The sequence below is a fragment of the Luteimonas salinilitoris genome (assembly GCF_041300785.1).
In the GTDB taxonomy this organism is placed as follows: Bacteria; Pseudomonadota; Gammaproteobacteria; order Xanthomonadales; family Xanthomonadaceae; genus Luteimonas; species Luteimonas salinilitoris.
This window is the reverse complement of record NZ_JBFWIB010000003.1, coordinates 115,496-135,535: the sequence shown is the minus strand read 5'-3', so window position 1 is coordinate 135,535 and position 20,040 is coordinate 115,496. Positions and strand designations below refer to the sequence as shown.

At 69.1% G+C, this 20,040-nt stretch carries 17 protein-coding genes and 1 pseudogene; 11 read left to right on the top strand and 7 right to left on the bottom strand.

Going from position 1 to position 20,040, the window contains the following annotated elements; all coding sequences use genetic code 11:
• The first annotated feature begins 788 nt into the window (after positions 1–788).
• Entirely contained in the window at positions 789–1,151 is a 363-nt protein-coding gene (locus tag AB5T46_RS07355) for a hypothetical protein (RefSeq protein WP_370563242.1), read from the top strand.
• Between the two features lie 106 nt (positions 1,152–1,257).
• On the opposite strand, the gene nth is transcribed toward AB5T46_RS07355, so the two are convergent.
• The 3 genes from nth to AB5T46_RS07340 all read right to left on the bottom strand — a co-directional run bounded on the left by nth (position 1,258) and on the right by AB5T46_RS07340 (position 3,115).
• Entirely contained in the window at positions 1,258–1,875 is a 618-nt protein-coding gene (gene nth / locus AB5T46_RS07350) for an endonuclease III (protein ID WP_370563241.1), read from the bottom strand.
• A gap of 86 nt (positions 1,876–1,961) precedes the next feature.
• Positions 1,962–2,327 (bottom strand): hypothetical protein, encoded by a 366-nt coding sequence (locus AB5T46_RS07345; protein WP_370563240.1) that lies wholly within the window; start codon positions 2,325–2,327, stop codon positions 1,962–1,964.
• A 5-nt stretch (positions 2,328–2,332) separates the two neighbouring features.
• Complete coding sequence (locus tag AB5T46_RS07340) at positions 2,333–3,115, bottom strand: enoyl-CoA hydratase/isomerase family protein (protein ID WP_370563239.1); 783 nt, start codon at positions 3,113–3,115, stop codon at positions 2,333–2,335.
• Positions 3,116–3,304: 189 nt separating this feature from the next.
• Here AB5T46_RS07340 and AB5T46_RS07335 point away from each other — a divergent pair, with 189 nt between their 5' ends.
• From AB5T46_RS07335 to AB5T46_RS07325, 3 genes and pseudogenes are all read left to right on the top strand, one after another.
• A complete protein-coding gene (locus AB5T46_RS07335; protein WP_370563238.1) occupies positions 3,305–4,006 on the top strand; it encodes an FKBP-type peptidyl-prolyl cis-trans isomerase N-terminal domain-containing protein in 702 nt (233 codons plus the stop codon).
• 147 nt (positions 4,007–4,153) lie between these two features.
• Positions 4,154–4,977 (top strand): annotated as a pseudogene (locus tag AB5T46_RS07330) (NUDIX hydrolase).
• Entirely contained in the window at positions 4,974–5,834 is an 861-nt protein-coding gene (locus tag AB5T46_RS07325; RefSeq protein WP_370563237.1) for a sulfurtransferase, read from the top strand. Before AB5T46_RS07330 ends, AB5T46_RS07325 begins: the two are co-directional and overlap by 4 nt.
• 141 nt (positions 5,835–5,975) lie before the next feature.
• Here AB5T46_RS07325 and AB5T46_RS07320 read toward each other — a convergent pair whose 3' ends face one another.
• The 3 genes from AB5T46_RS07320 to uvrA all read right to left on the bottom strand — a co-directional run bounded on the left by AB5T46_RS07320 (position 5,976) and on the right by uvrA (position 10,547).
• Positions 5,976–6,740 carry an enoyl-CoA hydratase/isomerase family protein gene (locus AB5T46_RS07320; RefSeq protein ID WP_370563236.1) on the bottom strand — a complete coding sequence of 255 codons (765 nt, stop codon included), beginning with the start codon at positions 6,738–6,740 and terminating at the stop codon, positions 5,976–5,978.
• Between the two features lie 354 nt (positions 6,741–7,094).
• Complete coding sequence (locus AB5T46_RS07315; RefSeq protein ID WP_370563235.1) at positions 7,095–7,505, bottom strand: acyl-CoA thioesterase; 411 nt, start codon at positions 7,503–7,505, stop codon at positions 7,095–7,097.
• Between the two features lie 123 nt (positions 7,506–7,628).
• Positions 7,629–10,547, bottom strand: coding sequence for an excinuclease ABC subunit UvrA (uvrA, locus tag AB5T46_RS07310; protein WP_370563234.1), 2,919 nt, complete (start codon positions 10,545–10,547; stop codon positions 7,629–7,631).
• A gap of 384 nt (positions 10,548–10,931) precedes the next feature.
• On the opposite strand from uvrA, the gene rplU reads away from it, so the two are divergent.
• From rplU to cgtA, 3 genes are all read left to right on the top strand, one after another.
• On the top strand, positions 10,932–11,252 hold the full coding sequence (rplU, locus tag AB5T46_RS07305) for a 50S ribosomal protein L21 (protein WP_370563233.1): 321 nt from the start codon (positions 10,932–10,934) through the stop codon (positions 11,250–11,252).
• Between the two features lie 12 nt (positions 11,253–11,264).
• The gene (gene rpmA, locus AB5T46_RS07300) at positions 11,265–11,525 is read left to right on the top strand and encodes a 50S ribosomal protein L27 (RefSeq protein ID WP_370563232.1); all 261 of its coding nucleotides are present in this window, start codon (positions 11,265–11,267) and stop codon (positions 11,523–11,525) included.
• A 270-nt stretch (positions 11,526–11,795) separates the two neighbouring features.
• A complete protein-coding gene (cgtA, locus tag AB5T46_RS07295; protein ID WP_370563231.1) occupies positions 11,796–12,836 on the top strand; it encodes an Obg family GTPase CgtA in 1,041 nt (346 codons plus the stop codon).
• Between the two features lie 109 nt (positions 12,837–12,945).
• Here the strand turns inward: cgtA and rpsT are convergent, their stop codons facing one another.
• Positions 12,946–13,215 carry a 30S ribosomal protein S20 gene (rpsT, locus tag AB5T46_RS07290; RefSeq protein ID WP_149196183.1) on the bottom strand — a complete coding sequence of 90 codons (270 nt, stop codon included), beginning with the start codon at positions 13,213–13,215 and terminating at the stop codon, positions 12,946–12,948.
• 194 nt (positions 13,216–13,409) lie between these two features.
• Here rpsT and murJ point away from each other — a divergent pair, with 194 nt between their 5' ends.
• The 4 genes from murJ to lspA all read left to right on the top strand — a co-directional run bounded on the left by murJ (position 13,410) and on the right by lspA (position 20,040).
• Positions 13,410–15,014 (top strand): murein biosynthesis integral membrane protein MurJ, encoded by a 1,605-nt coding sequence (murJ, locus tag AB5T46_RS07285; protein WP_370563415.1) that lies wholly within the window; start codon positions 13,410–13,412, stop codon positions 15,012–15,014.
• A 243-nt stretch (positions 15,015–15,257) separates the two neighbouring features.
• The gene (locus tag AB5T46_RS07280) at positions 15,258–16,271 is read left to right on the top strand and encodes a bifunctional riboflavin kinase/FAD synthetase (protein WP_370563230.1); all 1,014 of its coding nucleotides are present in this window, start codon (positions 15,258–15,260) and stop codon (positions 16,269–16,271) included.
• A 268-nt stretch (positions 16,272–16,539) separates the two neighbouring features.
• Positions 16,540–19,350, top strand: a complete 2,811-nt coding sequence (gene ileS, locus AB5T46_RS07275) for an isoleucine--tRNA ligase (protein WP_370563414.1) — start codon at positions 16,540–16,542, stop codon at positions 19,348–19,350.
• 177 nt (positions 19,351–19,527) lie between these two features.
• On the top strand, positions 19,528–20,040 hold the full coding sequence (lspA, locus tag AB5T46_RS07270) for a signal peptidase II (protein ID WP_370563229.1): 513 nt from the start codon (positions 19,528–19,530) through the stop codon (positions 20,038–20,040).

The window sequence follows — 20,040 nt, the reverse complement described above, 5'->3', positions numbered from 1 at the left end:
TAAAAAAAGGAGCGTAGGTAATTAACCCGCTCCCGAAGCACAAGGCCCGCATCGCTCGCGGCGATGAACGCACTCCTGGGTGCTGCCGGCGGTGGAATGTGGAGCGTGTTGCTTGATGATCTGCGGTCCTGCCATGAGCAAGGCGCGCCGCTGGCGAAATGCTTCATGCCGGCGCGGGAATAGGCTTGACGGCGGTCGCGCCATAGGCCAAAAAAGTGCTTCTAGGAAATTTTACGAAGCCCGGAACCCGCCTCATGGTCGCAGCGCTCGCAAGTGCCTATCGCGTCAAGGGAAAACGCTGCCGGGTACGATGGCGCACGTCAGGGCGAACTAACTATGCCTATGTCGGGGGGGGCGATTATAGCGGTGGATTCCCTCGGCCTAGAGACCTGCTTGTTGACAACAGTCGGTCCAGGTGGGGTTAGAGATCATTCCGCGGTTTACACCGCACAAGGAGACGGCTCGGGTGGGGCGGCACTCTACGATCCTGCAGGATCGTACGGTGCCGCGAATGGTGGCGGTAGTGGCGGCGTCGTGACGGGCGATGCTGCAAACATAGGGAAGTTCAAGGAGTTCCATAAGAGCCAAACAGTGGAATCCACCTGCAAGGATACTTCTCAGAAGGAAGAAGAGAGCATCATCAATAACGCCATGAATCTCCCGTCGGCGGCGCCATCCCAGTGTGCAGTTATGGCCTCGTCAGCGCTAAAAGGGCAACCTTCATTCCCACATGTGCAGGCGAGGACGTTCTGGCCCGGCAACCTGCTGCGCCAAGTGAGGAAAGGTCCGTGAATACTCCTGTTCTTAGCGGACTTATTTACCTGCTTGGCTTCATAGGTCTTGCTTCTATTGGCTTGCTTCCGCTTCGGTCCTGGCACGTGTTGAGGAACGTTTTTAGAAGCGGTGCATCGCATACGCTAAGGAAGGCGTTGGCCGCCTTCGCAGTGTTGATAGCAGCGGCAGCCCTCTGGAGCGACGTGCAAATCACGACACGCATTTTTAAGTGCCTTACCGAGACCTACTGCGGTCCCAGTGTTGCAAGTGGATGGACTTATCTAGCAACGCTGGGTGTCGTGTACCTGGCTTTTGAGGCCATCATTTTTGTTCTGCGGAGGGTTGGTCGGGCCAAGGCGCTCAAGCCCACCGTGTGATCGAACATGGCGCACCATCGAAGCCCCGCTCTCACCAGCGGGGCTTCTTCTTAGCTGCCTTGCTCATCGCGCCGCGAGGAAGTCGTCAGGGTCAGGAACTAGCGGCTCAGCTTTCCGCGGTGGTCTTGTTCGGAAACCGGCACAAGTCGCGGATCACGCAGACCGGGCACTCGGGCCGGCGCGCCTTGCAGACATAGCGGCCATGCAGGATCAGCCAGTGGTGGGCGTTCTGCAGGAATTCGGGCGGCACCCGCTTCAGCAGGCCGTCCTCCACCGCGCGCACGTCCTTGCCCGGGGCCAGTCCGGTGCGGTTGGCGACGCGGAAGATATGGGTGTCGACGGCGATGGTGGGTTCGCCGAAGGCGGTGTTGAGCACCACGTTGGCGGTCTTGCGGCCGACCCCGGGCAGCGCTTCCAGTGCGGCGCGGTCGCGGGGGACCTCGCCGCCGTGGCGCTCGACCAGGATCCGGCAGGTGGCGATCACGTTCCTGGCCTTGGCGTTGAACAGGCCGATGGTGGAGATGTAGCGCTTCAGGCCGTCCTCGCCGAGGGCGAGGATCTTCTGCGGCGTGTTGGCCACCGGATACAGCCGCCGGGTCGCCTTGTTGACGCCGACATCGGTGGCCTGCGCCGAGAGGATCACCGCCACCAGCAGCTCGAACGGGGTGTCGTACTCGAGTTCGGTGGTCGGGTTCGGGTCGAGTTCGGCCAGGCGCGAGAACATCTCATGGATCTCGTCGCGCTTGAGCGTCGGGCCGCGACGGCGGACCGACGGTTTCGGTTTTGCCGCTCCGCCTGCATCGGCGCCGCTCACGCGCCAGGGCCCCCGGCACGGGCCTTCGCCCGGGCCAGTGCCGCCGCGGCTGCGGCCGGCAGTCGCGGCTTGCCGATCCCGGCGGCCGGGGGCGTGCGCCGGGCCTCGCGCTCGGCGGCGCGGCGGGCCAGCCGCGCATTGCGGGAGCGGTGGCGCTCGCGCGCCGCCCAGGCGGCCAGCAGCCGGTCGCGGGCTGCGCGCAGCCGGTCGCGGTCCGCCGCCGGCAGGGACGCCGCGGCATCGGCGTCGAAATCGGCCAGGCCGGCCTCGATCGCGGCGTCCAGGTCGTCGGCGTCGAGCAGCCGCAGCAGCGTGCGGGCGCGCTCGTCGGTGCGTGTGCTGGCGTCGGGGGAGCGGGGCATGCGATTCAGCGATTGCGGAATGAGGGCCGGCGCTTTTCCAGGAAAGCCGCGGTGCCTTCGCGCATGTCCTCGGTCGAGAACGCCAGGCCGAACTGGGCGGTCTCGTAGGCCAGGCCTTCCTCGATCCCGCACTCGCCGCCGCTGTTGATGCAGTCGAGGATTCCGCGCAGCGCCAACGGCGCGGCGGTGGCCAGTTGCGCCGCCAGTTTCATGGTCTCTGCCTCGAGCGCCGCCGCCGCGACCACGCGATTGACGAGGCCGAGCTGGTGGGCGCGGGCGGCATCGATCGGCGCGCCCAGCAGGCACAGTTCCAGCGCCGCGGCGCGCCCGGCCAGCCGCAGCAGGCGCTGGGTGCCGCCGAAGCCCGGGATCAGGCCGAGATTGACTTCCGGCTGCCCGAGCCGGGCGCTGTCGGCGGCGATGCGCAGGTGGCAGGCCATGGCCAGCTCCAGGCCGCCGCCCAGGGCGAAACCGTTGACCATGGCGATCACCGGCTTGGGCAAGGTCTCGATCCGGCGCATGGTGCGCTGCCCGCGCTGCGAGAAGTCCCGACCCTCGACCGCGCTCAGGCCGGACATCTCGGCGATGTCGGCGCCGGCGACGAACGCCTTGGGGCCGGCCCCGGTCAGCACCGCGACCCGGACCGCCGGCTCGGCGGCGATCGCCTCGAAGGCATCGTGCAGGGCATCGAGGGTCGCCGCATTCAATGCATTCAGCTTGTCCGGGCGGTTGACGGTGACGACGCGGACGGCATCGTGGTCGGCGATCAGCAGCGGGGAGTCGGTCATCGGCGATTGTCGAATGTGAAGGGGGAAGGGCGCGAACGCCGCCTGGAACTTACCGCGGTCGGCGGAGTCGGACGGGTTGCCGTCGCTGGAAGTTGAGCCCGGCGGCGGCTATCCTAGCGCGTTCGTTCGTGGCGGTTCGACCGTTCACGTGAGCCGAACCATCACGACAATCATCTGGAGATCTACCGCATGAAGTTGCGTTTGCTTGCCGCCACCCTTGCGGCACTGACCCTGACCGCCGGCGCCGCCGCGGCCCAGGACACCTCGTCCGAGCAGGGTCGGCTGAGCTATGCGCTCGGCTACGACCTCGGCCGCAATCTGGTCGAAAGCGGCGAGCAGATCGACATCAACACCGTGGTCAAGGCGGTGCAGGACGGCTACGCGCGGCGCGACCCGGCGGTGCCGGTCGAGCAGCTGCGCAGCGCCGTGGAAGGCATGCAGCAGCGGCGGATGGCCCAGGCCAAGGCCGAATTCGAGAAGGCGTCTGTCGAGAACAAGACCAAGAGCGACGCCTTCCTGGCGCAGAACCGCGCCAAGTCCGGCGTGCAGACCCTGCCCAGCGGCGTGCAGTACCGCGTGATCGAGACCGGCGGCGGCGCCAAGCCGACCCAGAACAGCGAAGTGGAGCTGCACTACAAGGGCAACCTGCCGAATGGCCCGACCTTCGTCGACACCTACACCGCGCAGGAAGGCCAGCAGGCCGGCCCGGTCACGGTGAAGCTCAGCGAGATCCCGCTGGTCGGCCTGCGCGAGGCGCTGACCAACATGCCGACCGGCGCGCGCTGGGAATTGGTGCTGCCGGCCGAACAGGCCTACGGCAACACCCCGCAGTCGCCGATCGGCCCGAACCAGGCGGTGGTCTTCGACGTCAAGCTCGTCAGCATCAAGTGACGTACCGGCCCGTGCGCGCAGCGCACGGCTTTGCCGGTACGTCATCCCGGCGAAAGCCGGGATCCAGCGCCCCATCCGCAAGTCCAACGCCACGCCGGCTCCCGCCGGCGTGGCGTTTTTCTGCCATCGACTAATCTTCTTCGGGTCATGACCTCTGCCTTCCGTGCCGTCCTCAGCCCATGCACCGGCGTCTGCATGCTGGACGGCGAGGGGCTGTGCCTGGGCTGTCACCGCACTTCCGCCGAGATCGCGCGCTGGTCGCAGATGGGCGACGACGAGCGGCTGCGGCTGATGGAATCGGAACTGCCTGCGCGCGAAGCGCAGCGCACATGAAGCTGGGGGTCTCCGTTCCCGGCCTGGCGCGGGCGTTGCATCCGCTGGACGCCCCGCCGGCCGGCGACGGATGGAACCGCGACGAGATCGCCGACCTGCTGCCCGCCGCCGGCAAACGCTTCGAGGCCGCCGTGCTGGTCGGCCTGGTGCAGCGCGCCGACGGTCCGCGGGTGCTGCTGACGCGCAGGACCGAGATGCTGCGCCAGCATGCCGGCCAGGTCAGTTTTCCCGGCGGCCGCATCGAGCCGGACGACCGCGATCCGCTGGCCGCAGCCCTGCGCGAGGCGCGCGAGGAGATCGGCCTGTCGCCGGCGCAGGTCGAGCCGCTGGGCTATCTCGATCCGATGCTGACCGTCAGCGGCTATCGCGTGCTGCCGGCGGTGGCGGCGATCGATCCGGCGTTCGTGCCGGTCCCGGATCCCGCCGAGGTGGCCGAGGTGTTCGAGGTCGCGCTGGCGTTCCTGCTGGCGCCGCAAAGCCTGCAGCGGCTGGAAGTGGACTACGGCGGCCGGCGTCGCGAGGTGCTGCAGTTCCGCAGCGATGAGACCATCTCGCCGCACCGGATCTGGGGCGCGACGGCCTCGATCCTGTTGAACCTGCGCGAGCGGCTGCGAGAAGCCGCAGGAGACGACGCATGACGCCCGACTGGACCACGCTGGTGCAGGCGGAGGAACTGGCCGCCGCGCTCGGGCGGGCCGATCTGGCGGTGGTCGACTGCCGGCACTCCCTGGCCGATCCCGATGCCGGCGCCCGCGATTACAGCGACGGGCACGTTCCGGGGGCGGTGCATGCGGACATGGACCGCGACCTGTCGGGCACCGCGCCGGCGGGCAGCGGCGCCGGCCGCCACCCCTGGCCCGATGCCGCGGAACTGTGCCGGCGGCTGGGGGCTTGGGGCATTTCGCCGCGGCACCAGGTGGTCGCCTACGATGCCGGCGACGGTGCCTTCGCCGCACGGTTGTGGTTCCTGCTGCATACGCTCGGGCATCGCCGGGTGGCGGTGCTCGATGGTGGCTGTGCGCGCTGGTGCGCGCTCGGGCTGCCGCGGGAGTCATCGGTCCCGGTGCCGGTCGCGGTGGACTTTCCGGCGGCGGCGTTCGACGCCGTGCGCCTGCTCGATGCGCCGCAGGTGCAGGCGCATCTGGAGCGCGGCAATCTGCTGCTCGACGCTCGCGCCGGCGAGCGCTTCCGCGGCGAGGTCGAACCGATCGACCGCGTGGCCGGGCATGTGCCCGGCGCGACCAGCCGTCCCTATGCCGACAACCTGATCGACGGGCGCTTCAAGTCCGCGGCGCGCCTGCGGACGGAGTTCGAACGTGCGCTGCGGGGAAGTGGGCCTGCCGACGCGGCGGCGATGTGCGGTTCCGGCGTTACCGCCTGCCACCACTTGCTGGCGATGACGCACGCCGGGTTGCCGGGAGCACGCCTTTACACCGGTTCGTGGAGCGGCTGGATCGAGGATCCGGCGCGCCCGGTTGCCATCGGCGACGCCTGAGCGCGAACGGCGCAGGCTACCGTCTCCCCGTAGGAGCGCGGTATCGCGCGCATGGCGCGCTCCTACGGGGCTCCGGTGTGCCTGGACGTCCGGCCGATGCCTTGCGTGGCTGCCAAACGTGCGGAAAATCAAAAAACAGGTTCAGCCCTTGCCGATCCGCGCCACCATTTCGCGCAACGCCTGCTGGGTGGCGGGGTCGTGCCATTCGCGCAGGAAATGCTCGAGCTGCAGGCTTTCCGGCGTCAGCGCCTCGACCAGATCGGCGCGTGCCAGTGCGCGGGTGGCCAGCATCGCCTTGCGCGGCAGCTGCAGCAGGCCGTGCAGCCAGGCGACGCTGCGGGTGACGACCTCGTCGATGCCGGTCAGTTCGTCCACCAGCCCGATCGCGTGTGCGCGATCGGCCGGGATCATGTCCCCTGCGACCAGCAGGCGCTCGGCATGGTGCCGGCCGACCACACGCTGCATCAGCCGCAGGATGCCGGGTGGGATCGCGATGCCGACCTGGGTCTCGTTGAGGCCGATGGTGAAGGGGCCGTCGGCCATCACCCGGTAGTCGCAGCACAGCGCCAGCACGCAGCCGCCGGCCGGGGCGTGGCCGGCGATCGCCGCGGCCACCGGCAGCGGGCAGCCGGCGAGCGCGCGCGCCGCGTCGAAGAATGTGGTCCAGGCGTCGCGCAGTGCGCCGGCGTCGTCCTGCAACGCCAGCAGGTGCGGCACGTCGAGGCCGGCCGAAAACACCTTGGGGCCGCCCGACAGGACCAGCGCCTCGGCGCCTTCGTCCACGCACGTGCCGAGGGTTGCGCGCAACTCTGCGCAGAGCTCGGGGTTCAGGGCGTTCACCGGGGGGCGCGAGAGCTTCAGTTCGACGATGCCGCCGTCGTGGCGGATGGTTTCGATCAGAGGCATGGGGCTGGGATTCGTTGGAATCGGGAATCGGGGAACGGTGAGGGTAACCGTTTTTTTCCGTGGTCCCTGCGCAATCCGGGTCCATTTTGCTTTCGGGCAGCATCAACAACTGATCCCGGCTAGTCATTGACGCTACCCGTGGCGACGGGCCCTGTCTCACCGCAACGGATAGGTCCGTCCGGCGCGGCTTGCGCCGGGATGACGAGCAAGAGCGCTACGCTTTTCCGACTCCGACTCCGACTCCGACTCCGACTCCGACTCCGACTCCGACTCCGACTCCGACTCCGACTCCGACTCCGACTCCGACTCCGACTCCGACTCCGACTCCGACTCCGACTCCGACTCCGACTCCGATCATCCCCCCGCAGCGCGCCGCACCGCGTCGGGCAAAGGCGTCGGCCGGCCGCTGGCGCGTTCCACCCAGACCATCACCACATGGCCGTCGGCGTACAGCGTGGCACCGTCCTCGCTGAGGATGCGATGAGCGATGGTGACGCTGCTGCTGCCCAGGCGCTCGCACGACAGTTCCACCATCACGCTCGCCGGATACGGGATCGGCCGCCGGTAGTTGATCTGCACGGCCGCGAGCAGCGGTGCGGTGCGCTCGGTCACCCATTCCTCGTCCAGCGAATCGAACCAGCGGATGCGAGCCTCTTCCAGGTAGGTCAGGAAGTTCGAGTTGTTGACGTGGTTGAACGCGTCCAGGTCGCGCCAGCGCAGCGCGATCGGCATGCGGAACAGGACGGGAGCGGGCTTGTCGTTCATGGGCAGAAGAGCGAAGAGTGAGAAACGAGGAGTGAGAAACGAGAGGAGGGAAACGAGAGGAGGGAGACGAGAGGTGGAATGCTCTCACTCGTTTCTCACTCCTCGTTTCTCGTTCCTAGCGTCTCAGGCGCTGGCGCGGCGGGCGGGCGCTCGCTTCTTGCGCGCCGGCTTGGCGCCGGCGTCCGGTGCCGCGCGCTTCGCCGCGGGCGCCGGGCGGCCGAGCATGTTCGCCAGGAACTGTCCGGTGTACGAATGCGCCATGCCCGCCACGTCCTCGGGCGTACCCTCGGCGATGATGCGTCCGCCGCGGTGCCCGCCCTCGGGGCCGAGGTCGATCACCCAGTCGGCGGTCTTGATCACGTCGAGGTTGTGCTCGATCACCACCACGGTATTGCCGTCGTCGCGTAGTTTGTGCAGCACCGCCAGCAGGTGCTCGATGTCGTGGAAGTGCAGGCCGGTGGTCGGCTCGTCGAGGATGTACAGGGTGCGCCCGGTGTCGCGCCGCGACAGTTCCTTCGACAGCTTGACGCGCTGCGCCTCGCCGCCCGACAGGGTGGTCGCCGGCTGGCCGAGGCGGATGTAGCCCAGGCCGACGTCCAGCAGCGTCTCCAGCTTGCGCGCGATCGATGGCACCGGCTGGAACAGCTCCAGCGCGTCCTCGACCGTCATCTGCAGCACGTCATGGATGCTGTGACCCTTGTACTGGATCTCCAGGGTCTCACGGTTGTAGCGCTTGCCGTGGCAGACGTCGCAGGGCACGTACACGTCGGGCAGGAAGTGCATCTCGACCTTGATCAGCCCGTCGCCCTGGCAGGCCTCGCAGCGGCCGCCGCGCACGTTGAAGCTGAAGCGGCCCGGCGAATAGCCGCGCGCGCGCGACTCCGGCACCTGCGCGAACAGCTCGCGCAGCGGCGTGAACAGCCCGGTATAGGTGGCCGGATTGGAACGTGGCGTGCGGCCGATCGGCGACTGGTCGATGTCGACGATCTTGTCGAACAGGTCCAGACCCTCGACGTCGCGGTACGGCGACGGCTTGTGCGAGGCGCCGTTGATCTCGTTGGCGGTGAGCTTGTACAGGGTGTCGTTGATCAGCGTCGACTTGCCGGAGCCGGACACGCCGGTGATCGCGGTGAACAGCCCGGCCGGGATCGTCAGGTCGACATCCTGCAGGTTGTTGCCGGAGGCGCCGCGCAGCTTGAGCTGCATCTTGGCGTTGGCTTTGTGGCGCCGCGTCGGCACCTCGATCCGGCGCTTGCCGGACAGGTACTGGCCGGTCAGCGAGCGCGGCGCCTCGAGGATGTCGCGGTACTCGCCCTGCGCGATCACCTCGCCGCCGTGCACGCCCGCACCGGGGCCGATGTCGACGATGTGGTCGGCCAGGCGGATCGCGTCCTCGTCGTGCTCGACCACGATCACGGTGTTGCCGAGGTCGCGCAGCCGGACCAGCGTGTCCAGCAGGCGCGCATTGTCGCGCTGGTGCAGGCCGATCGACGGCTCGTCGAGCACGTACATCACCCCGACCAGGCCGGCGCCGATCTGCGAGGCCAGGCGAATGCGCTGGGCCTCGCCGCCGGACAGGGTGTCGGCCTTGCGCTCTAGGGTGAGATAGTCGAGGCCGACGTCGACCAGGAAGTTCAGCCGTTCGCGGATCTCCTTGACGATCTTGGTCGCGATCTCGCCGCGCCAGCCGGGCAGGGTCATCTCGCCGAAGAACGCCAGCGCCTCACCGATCGGCAGCACCACGATCTCCGGCAGCGGGCGGTCGGCGACCAACACGTTGCGCGCCGAGCGGTTGAGGCGGGCGCCGCCGCAGTCGGGGCAGGCGCGCTCGCTGATGTACTTCGACAGCTCCTCGCGCACCGCCGAGGATTCGGTCTCGCGGTAGCGCCGTTCCAGGTTCGGGATGATGCCCTCGAACCGGTGCTTGCGCTGGCTGCGGCTGCCGCCCTCGGTGATGTAGGTGAAGCTGATGGCCTGGCCGCCGCTGCCGAACAGCACCGCCTCGCGCGCCTTCTCCGACAGCTCGTGCCAGGGCGTGTCGACGTCGAAACGGTAGTGCTTGGCCAGCGACGCGATCAGCTGGAAGTAGTAGTGGTTGCGGCGGTCCCAGCCGCGCACCGCGCCCGCGGCCAGGCTGAGCTCCGGGTGCACCACCACCCGGGCTGGATCGAAGAATTGGCTCACGCCGAGTCCGTCGCAGCTCGGGCAGGCGCCCACCGGTGAGTTGAACGAGAACAGCCGCGGCTCCAGCTCCGGCAGGGCGTAGTCGCAGACCGGGCAGCTGTACTTGGACGAGAACAGGTGCGGCTCGGCTTCCGGACGATCGAGCGAGCGTACCGAAACCATGCCGTCGCCGAGCTTGAGCGCGGTCTCGAAGCTTTCGCTCAGGCGCTGCTTGATGTCCTCGCGGACCTTGAAGCGGTCGATCACCGCTTCGATCGTGTGCTTTTGCCGCAATGCCAGCGTCGGCACCGCGTCGATCTCGTACACCGCGCCGTCCACGCGCACGCGCACGAAACCTTGGGCGCGCAATTGCTCGAAGATCTGCGCGTGCTCGCCCTTGCGCTCGCGGATCACCGGCGCCAACAGCATCCAGCGCTGCTCGGGATCCAGGGTCAGCACCTGGTCGACCATCTGGCTGACCGTCTGCGCCTCGAGCGGGTAGTGGTGGTCCGGGCAGCGCGGCATGCCCACCCGCGCGTACAGCAGGCGCAGGTAGTCGTAGATCTCGGTGATGGTGCCGACGGTCGAGCGCGGGTTGTGCGAGGTCGACTTCTGCTCGATCGAGATCGCCGGGCTCAGCCCCTCGATGTGGTCGATGTCCGGCTTCTCCATCACGCTGAGGAACTGCCGGGCGTAGGCCGACAGCGACTCGACATAGCGGCGCTGGCCCTCGGCGTAGATGGTGTCGAACGCCAGCGAGGACTTACCGGAGCCGGACAGGCCGGTGATCACGATCAGCTTGTCGCGCGGCAGGTCGAGATCGATGTTCTTCAGATTGTGGGTACGGGCACCGCGGATGCGGATGTAGTCCATCGCCATCGGGGAGGAATCCGGGTTGTCCCGGCGCGTGGGCGGCCGGGCGGGGGGAGGTGGGACGGCAATCGAACAGCCTACCGAGCGGCGGACATGGGGGCAAACCCCCATTTTGCCAAGCGACGGGCCAGTCTGGGCCCGGGCCGTCTCAGCCGCTGCGACGGCATCCCCAGGGCTCCGTAGGGCCTCAGCCCCGGTCGCGCGCGCTGGTGACCGGTGGCTTTCTGCCGTCGTTTCCCTTCGCAACGCGCGGCGGCGCGTTCATCCTGGCCGTCGCTGACGGGTCTGCCTGGCGCGGTTGACCCTAACCTGCTGAAAGCCATACAATTCCGCTTCTGTCCGGGCTCGATCCCGGGCAGCGACCACAATAACTACAGAGGAAGTCTGGTCATGTACGCAGTCATCGTCACTGGCGGTAAGCAGTACCGCGTGATGGAAGGCGAGACGATTCGCGTCGAGAAGCTCGACACCGAAGCCGGCAATCAGGTCAAGTTCGATCAGGTCCTGATGCTGGGCGACGGTGAGGGCGTCACGCTCGGCGACGCGCTCCAGGGCGCCACCGTCACCGCCACCGTCAAGTCCCACGGCCGCGCCGACAAGGTGCGGATCATCAAGTTCCGCCGCCGCAAGCACCACATGAAGCGTCAGGGGCACCGGCAGCATTACACCGAAATCGAGATCACCGGCATCGCCGGTGGGCAGAAGAACTGAGGAGACGCAGCCATGGCACATAAAAAGGGCGTAGGTTCCAGCCGCAACGGCCGCGATTCCAACCCGAAGTACCTCGGCGTCAAGATCTACGGCGGCCAGGCGATCGGGGCCGGCAACATCATCGTGCGCCAGCGCGGCACCCAGTTCCATCCGGGTACGGGCGTCGGCCTGGGCCGCGACCACACGCTGTTCGCGCTGGTCGACGGCACCGTCGAGTTCGCCACCAAGGGTGCCAAGAAGCGCCGCACGGTGAGCGTGGTCGCTGCGGACTGATCCGCGCGCACCGCGAGATGAAGGGCCCCGCTTCGGCGGGGCTTTTCGTTGGTGGAGCCGGGAATCGGGAATGGGGAATTGGGAATCGGCAAAGCATGCTCGATCGTTCTGATCGGGTGCAGCTGCCGATTTCCCACCAGTCGACTGCGGACCGCGGCTGCATGATCCGATCGGTTGCCGCGTCCGCGTGCCTATTGCCCGGTAAACTGCGGGCGCGGTGATCGCGCTTTCCATTCCCGATTCCCGATTCCCCATTCCCGGCCTTCCCCCATGAAGTTAGTAGACGAAGCCGAAATCACCGTCATCGCCGGCAAGGGCGGCAACGGCTGCATCGGATTCCGGCGCGAGAAGTTCATCCCGCTGGGCGGCCCGGACGGCGGTGACGGCGGCGACGGCGGCAGCGTCTGGCTGCAGGCCGACGAGAATCTCAACACCCTGGTCGACTTCCGCCACCAGAAGCGCTTCCAGTCGCAACGCGGCGAGAACGGCATGGGCCGGCAGATGTACGGCAAGGCCGGCGAGCCGCTGATCGTGACGGTGCCGGTCGGCACCGTGGTGATGAATGTCGCGACCGACGAGGTCATCGGCGACCTCGCCACGCACGGGCAGCGGCTGCTGGTGGCGCGCGGCGGCCGCGGCGGGCTCGGCAACATGCACTTCAAGAGCTCGGTCAACCGCTCGCCGCGCAAGGCCACGCCCGGCGAGGAGGGCGAGGAGCGCACGCTGAAGCTGGAATTGAAGCTGCTGGCCGACGTCGGCCTGCTGGGGTTCCCCAATGCCGGCAAGAGCACGCTGATCCGCGCCGTGTCGGCGGCGACGCCGAAGGTCGCGGACTATCCGTTCACCACGCTGTATCCGAACCTGGGCGTGGTCAGCACCGAGCCGCATCGCAGCTTCGTGATCGCGGACATCCCGGGCCTGATCGAGGGTGCGGCCGAGGGCGCCGGCCTCGGCGCGCTGTTCCTGCGCCACATCCAGCGCACCCGGCTGCTGCTGCACCTGGTGGAGGTCCGGCCGCTTGACGGCGGCGACGCGGTCGACCAGGTGCGCGCGATCGAGCGCGAGCTGGGCAAGTTCGACGCCGGCCTGCTGCACAAGCCGCGCTGGCTGCTGCTCAACAAGGCCGACCTGCTGCCGGACGAGGAGGCGCAGGCCGAGGCCGGGCGCGTCATCGCCGCGCTCGGCTGGGAGCAGCCGTGGTTCCTGATCTCGGGCCTGGCCCACGCCGGTACCCGCGAGGTGATGCTGCAGGTGCAGGCGTTCCTCGACCGCCTGGACGAAGAGGAGCGCGAGGCGCGTGATGCGGAGTGAGGCGGTGCGCGCTGGCGCGCGCAGGGAATCGCGAAGCGATTTGCTTTTCCCCGGGGCAATAAAAAACCCGGCCGGAGCCGGGTTTTTCGCAACGACCGGAGGACTGGCCTCAGGCGGCCTGCAGCGCCTTGATCCGCGCGGTCAGGCGGCTCTTGTGGCGGGCGGCCTTGTTGCGGTGGATCAGGCCGCGCGCGCTGAAGCGGTCGAGCAGCGGCTGGGCGGCCTGGAAGGCCTCCTGGGCAGCGGCGGCATCGTTGGCGTCGAGCGCCTTGAGCACCTTCTTCACGGCGGTACGGAGCATCGAGCGCTGGCTGCCGTTGCGCTGGTTGCGCACGACGGTCTGCTTGGCGCGCTTCTTGGCGGACTTGATGTTGGCCACGGCGGAATCCTGGAAACTGGGGATGACGAAACTGGGGTGCCAGCGCCGATTCGGACGGGCGGCTGGACAAACGAGCCGGAAATTATGGGGGATTCAGTGACTTGGGTCAACCCGGAAGAACACGCCGGAGCGAGGCGGTGAGCGCGCCCGATCCGGGCGCCGCGCCGCCCGCCCGCGCCGCCCGTTCCGGGGGGCTGCTGCGCTCGACCGCCGTATTCAGCGCGATGACCTTCGTCTCGCGCATTTCCGGCCTGGTCCGCGATCAGGTCTACGCCGCGGTGTTCGGTGCCGGGCCGGCCATGGACGCGTTCGTGGTGGCGTTCCGGATCCCGAACTTCCTGCGCCGGCTCTCGGCGGAAGGTTCGTTCTCGATGGCGTTCGTGCCGGTGCTGGCCGAGTACCGCGAGAAGCACGACCACGCGGCGGTGAAGGCGCTGGTCGACCGCGTCGCCGGCACCCTGCTGGCGGTGCTGCTGGTGCTGACCGCGCTGGCGGTGCTGGCCGCGCCGGCGGTGGTCCGGGTGTTCGCACCCGGATTCGATCTCGATGGCGAGCAGGGTCGGCTGACCGTGGACATGCTGCGGATCACCTTCCCGTACCTGCTGTTCATCTCGATGGCGTCGCTGGCCGGCGGCATCCTCAACAGCTACCGGCGGTTCGCGGTGCCGGCGCTGTCGCCGGTACTGCTGAACCTGGCGATGATCGCCGCGGCGCTGGCGCTGGCGCCGCGGATGCAGCAGCCGATCATGGCGTTGGCCTGGGGCGTGCTCGCCGCCGGCATCCTGCAACTGGGCTTCCAACTGCCGTCGCTGGCGCGGCTGGGGCTGCTGCCGCGGCCGCGCTGGGGTGCGGCGCACGCCGGCGTGCGCCGGATCATGCGGTTGATGGTGCCGACCCTGTTCGGCTCGTCGGTGGCGCAGCTCAACCTGCTGCTGAACACGGTGCTGGCCTCGTTCCTGATCGGCGGCAGCGTGACCTGGCTGTATTTCTCGGACCGGCTGCTCGAGTTCCCGCTGGGCATGTTCGGCGTCGCCATCGGCACGGTGATCCTGCCGCACCTGTCCGGTCGCCATGCCGCGACCGATCCGGACGGATTCTCCAGGGCGCTCGACTGGGGACTGCGGCTCTGCCTGCTGATCGGGGTGCCGGCCTGCCTGGGCTTGATGCTGTGCGCCGAGGCGCTGGTGGCGACGCTGTTCCAGCATGGCCGGTTCGATGCCCGCGACACGCAAATGGCCGGCTGGAGCGTGGTCGCGCTGTCGGTCGCGCTGCCGGCATTCCTGCTGGTGAAGGTGCTGGCGCCGGCGTTCTACGCGCGACAGGACACGCGCACGCCGGTGAAGGCCGCGGTGGCGGCGGTGGCGGTGAACGTGGTGCTGTCGCTGGGCTTGCTGGCCGCGCTGCTGTACCTGAGCGATGCCGGGGCCGCGGCCCGGGCGCTGACCGGCGATGCCGGGCCGCGGGCGGCCCTGGCCGAACTGCCGGGCGCGCACGTCTGCCTGGCGCTGGCGATCGCGCTGGCGGGCTGGACCAACGCGCTGCAGCTGTGGTGGTTCCTGCGCCGCGCCGGGGTGTACCAGCGGCAGCCGGGATGGCTGCGGTTCGCGCGGCAGTTGCTGCTGGCGAGCCTGGCGATGGTGGCGGTGGTCGGCGCGCTGCTCTGGGCCTGGCCGGGCTGGACCGGCTGGCACTGGACGGAGCGGGCATGGAAGCTGGCGGTGGTGGTCGGCAGCGGCGGCGCGGTCTATGCGGCGATGCTGTGGCTGCAGGGCATCCGCCCGCGCGACCTGCGGGCGTAAGCGTGCATGGCTCTCGCCCGTAGGAGCGCGCCATGCGCGCGATGCCGCGGGCATTGCGCCGCCCGCGAACTCCGGTGACCGGCGCGCCTGCCGGTCCGGAATCGCGGCATCCACCGGATCCGGCCGGCACCCGCGGCATCGCGCGCATGGCGCGCTCCTACGGTGGGCTGTCGGGTGTCGCTGGCTTCGGGGACCAGGCGGCGGTTCGGTGGGTTGCGTCTGGTCTTATACTCCCGGGCTTCTATGAGCACGCTTTTTCGCGACATCGACGGCGGGCCGGTGTGTCCGGGCGGCAGTGTGGTCTGCATCGGTGCCTTCGACGGCCTGCATTCGGGCCACCAGGCGCTGGTGCGGCACGCGGTCGCGCGCGCGCATGCGCTCGGCGTGTCCGCGGTCGCGCTGAGTTTCGAACCGCTGCCGCGCGAGTTCTTCGCGCCGGCGGCACCGCCGCCGCGGCTGATGCTGCCGCGCGCCAAGGTGCTCGCCCTCGAGGCGCTCGGCGCCGACACGGTCGGCCTGCTGCGTTTCGATGCGCGGATGGCGGCGCTGTCGGCGGAAGCATTCATCGACCTGGTGCTGGCTGGCCGGTTGCGCGCGCGCGAGGTCTGGGTCGGGCCGGGGTTCCGCTTCGGCCATCGTCGCGGCGGCGATCTCGGCACCCTGCGGCGCGCGGGCGAAGCGCTCGGCTTCGTCGCCGGCGAGATCGAGCCGCTGGCGCTCGACGGCGAACGCGTCTCCAGCACCCGGGTCCGCGCGGCACTGGCCGCGGGCGACTTCGCCGCCGCCACCCGCCTGCTCGGCCGCCCGTACGCGATTTCCGGGCATGTGGTGCGCGGACGCAAGCTCGGTCGCACGCTCGGCTACCCGACCGCCAACCTGCGCTTCGGCGGCAAGACGCCGGCGCTGCGCGGCATCTACGCCACCCGCGTGCACGGCGTCGCCAGCGGTACCGATCCGGGCAGGCCATGGCCGGCGGTGTCGAGCTTCGGCACGCGGCCGACCGTGGGCGGCGTCGAGCCGCTGCTGGAGGCGCACCTGTTCGATTTCGACGGCGACCTGTACGGGCGCCGGATCGAGGTCGAGTTCGTCGCGCGCCTGCGCGACGAGGAGAAGTTCGACGATCTGCCTGCCCTGGTCGCGCAGATGGACAGGGACGCCTCGCAAGCGCGGCAGCTGCTGGCCACCTCCATGACCCCGGCGGATCTGCAACACGTTCCCTCCTCCCACTGGGAGAAGATGGCGCGAAGCGCCGGATGAGGCGGCGGAACGGCAGACGCCTGGACCATCGTACCTTCACCGTACCCTTGACCCGTTTCCGGCGCGGCCCCGGCCGCACCGGGAATCCCGGACCTCCGCGCATGGCGCGGAGGCGTTCATCGACCCGCGAGCCGGTGGCTCGCAAGCGGGCTTCTTCTCCGCCAACGGAGAGGGGCTTTCGTTCACTCCATTGCAACAAGGCCAGCGCGTGAGCTCCGACCCGAACCGCTACAAGTCCACCATCCTCCTGCCGGCGACCGAGTTCCCGATGCGCGGTGACCTGCCCAAGCGCGAGCCGCAGACGCTGACGCGCTGGGAAGAGGAAGGCCTGTACGCGCGCATCCGCGCGCATGCGAAGGGGCGCCCGACCTGGGTGCTGCACGACGGTCCGCCGTATGCCAACGGCGTGATCCACATCGGCCACGCGGTCAACAAGGTGCTCAAGGACGCGATCGTGAAGTCGCGGCTGCTGGCCGGCTTCGACGCGCCCTACGTGCCGGGCTGGGACTGCCATGGCCTGCCGATCGAGCATGCGGTGGAGAAGCAGTACGGCAAGGTCGGCGAGAAGCTCGACGCCGCCGCGTTCCGGGCCAGATGCCGCGAGTACGCGGCCGAGCAGATCGAACTGCAGCGCAGCGACTTCAAGCGCCTGGGCGTGATCGGCGACTGGGACAATCCTTATCGCACCATGACCTTCCGCTACGAGGCCGACATGCTGCGCGCGCTGGCGCGGATCGTCGAGCGCGGCCACGTCACCCGCGGCTTCAAGCCGGTGCACTGGTGCTTCGACTGCCAGTCGGCGCTGGCCGAGGCCGAGATCGAGTACGCCGACCGGCAGTCGCCGGCGATCGACGTCGCCTATGCGGAGCAGGATCCGCGCGCGCTGGCGCAGGCGTTCGGTGTCGCCGTCGACGACGCCACCGTCGTGGCGGTGCCGATCTGGACCACCACGCCGTGGACGCTGCCGGCCTCGGTGGCGGTGTCGCTCGGCGCCGAACTCGACTACGTGCTGGTCGAGGGTCCGCAGCGTGACGGCCGCCGCCAGCTGCTGGTGCTGGCCGAGGCGCTGGCGGCGAGTGCGCTGCAGCGCTACGGCGTGGACGCGGTGACCGTGCTCGGCCGCGCCAAGGGTTCGGCGATGGAAGGGTTGCAGCTGCGCCATCCGTTCTACGCCGCGCGCGACATCCCGCTGATCCTCGGCGGGCACGTCTCCGACGAGGACGGCACCGGTGCGGTGCACACCGCGCCCGGCCACGGCCAGGAGGACTTCGTGGTCGGCCGGCGCTACGGTATCAACGAGCGCTACACCGCGGCCGAACTCAACCCGGTCGATGCGCGCGGCGTCTATCTGGCGTCGACGCCACCGGCGGGCGACACGGTCATCGCCGGCGTTCACATCTGGAAGGCCAACGCGCTGATCGTCGAAGCGTTGCGCGGCAACGGCACCCTGCTCGCGCATGCGCCGCTGCAGCACAGCTATCCGCACTGCTGGCGCCACAAGACGCCGGTGGCGTTCCGCGCCACGCCACAGTGGTTCATCTCGATGGAGCAGGCGCACCTGCGCCGCGACGCGCTGGCCGCGATCGACAAGGTGCAGTGGTTCCCCGACTGGGGCCGGGCGCGCATCGCCGGCATGGTGGAGGGGCGCCCGGACTGGACGATCTCGCGCCAGCGCTACTGGGGCGTGCCGATCGCATTGTTCATCGACCGCGAGAGCCACGCGCCGCATCCGGATTCGGCGGCGCTGATGCGCCGGGTCGCCGAGCGCATCGAGCGCGAAGGCGTCGACGCCTGGTACGCGCTCGATCCGGCCGAGCTGCTGGGCGAGGACGCGCCGCGCTACGAGAAGGTGAACGACATCCTTGACGTCTGGTTCGACTCCGGCGTCACCCACGCCTGCGTGCTCGAACAGCGGCCTGAGGACGGCCTGCACAAGCCGGCCGAGCTGTACCTGGAAGGTTCCGACCAGCACCGCGGCTGGTTCCAGTCGTCGCTGCTGACCGGCGTGGCGATGGACGGCGTGGCGCCGTACCGGCAGGTGCTCACGCATGGCTTCGCGGTCGACGCCGACGGACGCAAGATGTCGAAGTCTCTGGGCAATGTAGTCGCGCCGCAGAAGGTGATGGACGCGATGGGCGCCGACGTGCTGCGGCTGTGGATCGCCGCCGCCGACTACCGCAACGAGATGTCGGTGTCCGACGAGATCCTCAAGCGCAGCGCCGACGCCTACCGCCGCATCCGCAACACCGCGCGCTTCCTGCTCGGCAACCTCAACGGCTTCGATCCGGCCGCGCACCTGCTTCCGCTCGACGACATGGTGGCGCTGGACCGCTGGATCGTGCACCGCGCGCACGCGCTGCAGGAGAAGATCGCCGCAGCGTACGAGCGCTATGACTTCCCGGAGATCGTGCAGGCGCTGTCGAACTTCTGCAGCGTCGAGCTCGGCTCGCTGTACCTCGACGTGACCAAGGACCGGCTGTACACCATGCCGGAGGATTCGCGCGGGCGCCGCAGCGCGCAGAGCGCGATGTACCGCATCGCCGAGGCCTTCGTGCGCTGGATCGCGCCGATCCTGAGCTTCACCGCCGACGAGATGTGGCGGCACCTGCCGGCGACCACCGCGCAGGGGGCGCGTGCGGACAACGTGCTGTTCGCCACCTGGTACGAGGGCCTGGCGCCATTGCCGGCGGACGCGCCCTTGTCGGCGGAGGATTTCGACCGCCTGCTCGAACTGCGCGAGCGGGTGTCGAAGGTGCTGGAGCCGATGCGCGCCAGCGGCGAGATCGGTGCCGCGCTGGATGCGGAGATCACCCTGCGCTGCGACGCGGCCGGGCGGGCCCGGCTGGCGCCGCTGGCCGACGAGCTGCGTTTCCTGTTCATCAGCGGCGACGTGGCGATCGTGGAGGACGATGCCGCCGCGGCCGATGCCGGCGTCGTCGCCACGCCCACGGCGAAGCCGAAGTGCGTACGCTGCTGGCAGCGTCGCGCCGACGTCGGCGCGGACGCGGAGCACCCGGAACTGTGCGGCCGCTGCGTGTCGAATGTCGAGGGTCCGGGGGAGGACCGGCAATGGTTCTGACCCGAGTCCGTCGTCACGCTGCCCGTAGGAGCGCGTCATACGCGCGATGCCGCGGGTTTCCGCAGGATCCGGTGGATGCCGCGATCTCGGACCGGCAGGCGCGCTGGTCACCGGAATTAGCGGGCGGCGCCTCGCCCGCGGCATCGCGCGTATGACGCGCTCCTACGAGGAAGCCCGATGACGGCGACGCACAAACCCAACGCGCTTCCGTGGCTGCTGGTCTCGGTGCTGGTGATCGTGCTCGACCAGCTCACCAAATGGTGGGTGCTCACCAGCCTGCCGGAGTACACCGCGATCCCGGTGATCGAGGGGTTCTGGAACTGGTACCGCACCTACAACACGGGCGCCGCGTTCAGCTTCCTGGCCGACGCCGGCGGCTGGCAGAAGTGGTTCTTCACCGCGCTGGCGTTCGGCATCAGCGGCCTGCTGGCCTGGTGGCTGGCGCGCACGCCACGCAGCGACTGGAGGACCGCGCTGCCGTTCGCGCTGGTCATCGGCGGCGCGCTCGGCAACGTCATCGATCGCCAGCTGCACGGCCACGTGGTCGACTTCATCCAGTGGCACTGGCGCGACCACTACTGGCCGGCGTTCAACCTGGCCGACTCGGCGATCGTCGGTGGAGCGATCGGGATCGCGCTGTTCGGGCTGCTTGGGGCGAGGAACGAGAAACGAGAAACGAGAAACGAATAG

Bases quoted from the DNA above. Each gene is read 5' to 3' on its own strand.
- nth (WP_370563241.1), bottom strand. From the start codon at position 1,875: ATGTTCTCGCGCCTGGCCGAACTCGACCCGAACCCGACCACCGAACTC.
- AB5T46_RS07345 (WP_370563240.1), bottom strand. From the start codon at position 2,327: ATGCCCCGCTCCCCCGACGCCAGCACACGCACCGACGAGCGCGCCCGC.
- AB5T46_RS07340 (WP_370563239.1), bottom strand. From the start codon at position 3,115: ATGACCGACTCCCCGCTGCTGATCGCCGACCACGATGCCGTCCGCGTC.
- AB5T46_RS07335 (WP_370563238.1), top strand. From the start codon at position 3,305: ATGAAGTTGCGTTTGCTTGCCGCCACCCTTGCGGCACTGACCCTGACC.
- AB5T46_RS07325 (WP_370563237.1), top strand. From the start codon at position 4,974: ATGACGCCCGACTGGACCACGCTGGTGCAGGCGGAGGAACTGGCCGCC.
- AB5T46_RS07320 (WP_370563236.1), bottom strand. From the start codon at position 6,740: ATGCCTCTGATCGAAACCATCCGCCACGACGGCGGCATCGTCGAACTG.
- AB5T46_RS07315 (WP_370563235.1), bottom strand. From the start codon at position 7,505: ATGAACGACAAGCCCGCTCCCGTCCTGTTCCGCATGCCGATCGCGCTG.
- uvrA (WP_370563234.1), bottom strand. From the start codon at position 10,547: ATGGCGATGGACTACATCCGCATCCGCGGTGCCCGTACCCACAATCTG.
- rplU (WP_370563233.1), top strand. From the start codon at position 10,932: ATGTACGCAGTCATCGTCACTGGCGGTAAGCAGTACCGCGTGATGGAA.
- rpmA (WP_370563232.1), top strand. From the start codon at position 11,265: ATGGCACATAAAAAGGGCGTAGGTTCCAGCCGCAACGGCCGCGATTCC.
- cgtA (WP_370563231.1), top strand. From the start codon at position 11,796: ATGAAGTTAGTAGACGAAGCCGAAATCACCGTCATCGCCGGCAAGGGC.
- AB5T46_RS07280 (WP_370563230.1), top strand. From the start codon at position 15,258: ATGAGCACGCTTTTTCGCGACATCGACGGCGGGCCGGTGTGTCCGGGC.
- ileS (WP_370563414.1), top strand. From the start codon at position 16,540: ATGCGCGGTGACCTGCCCAAGCGCGAGCCGCAGACGCTGACGCGCTGG.
- lspA (WP_370563229.1), top strand. From the start codon at position 19,528: ATGACGGCGACGCACAAACCCAACGCGCTTCCGTGGCTGCTGGTCTCG.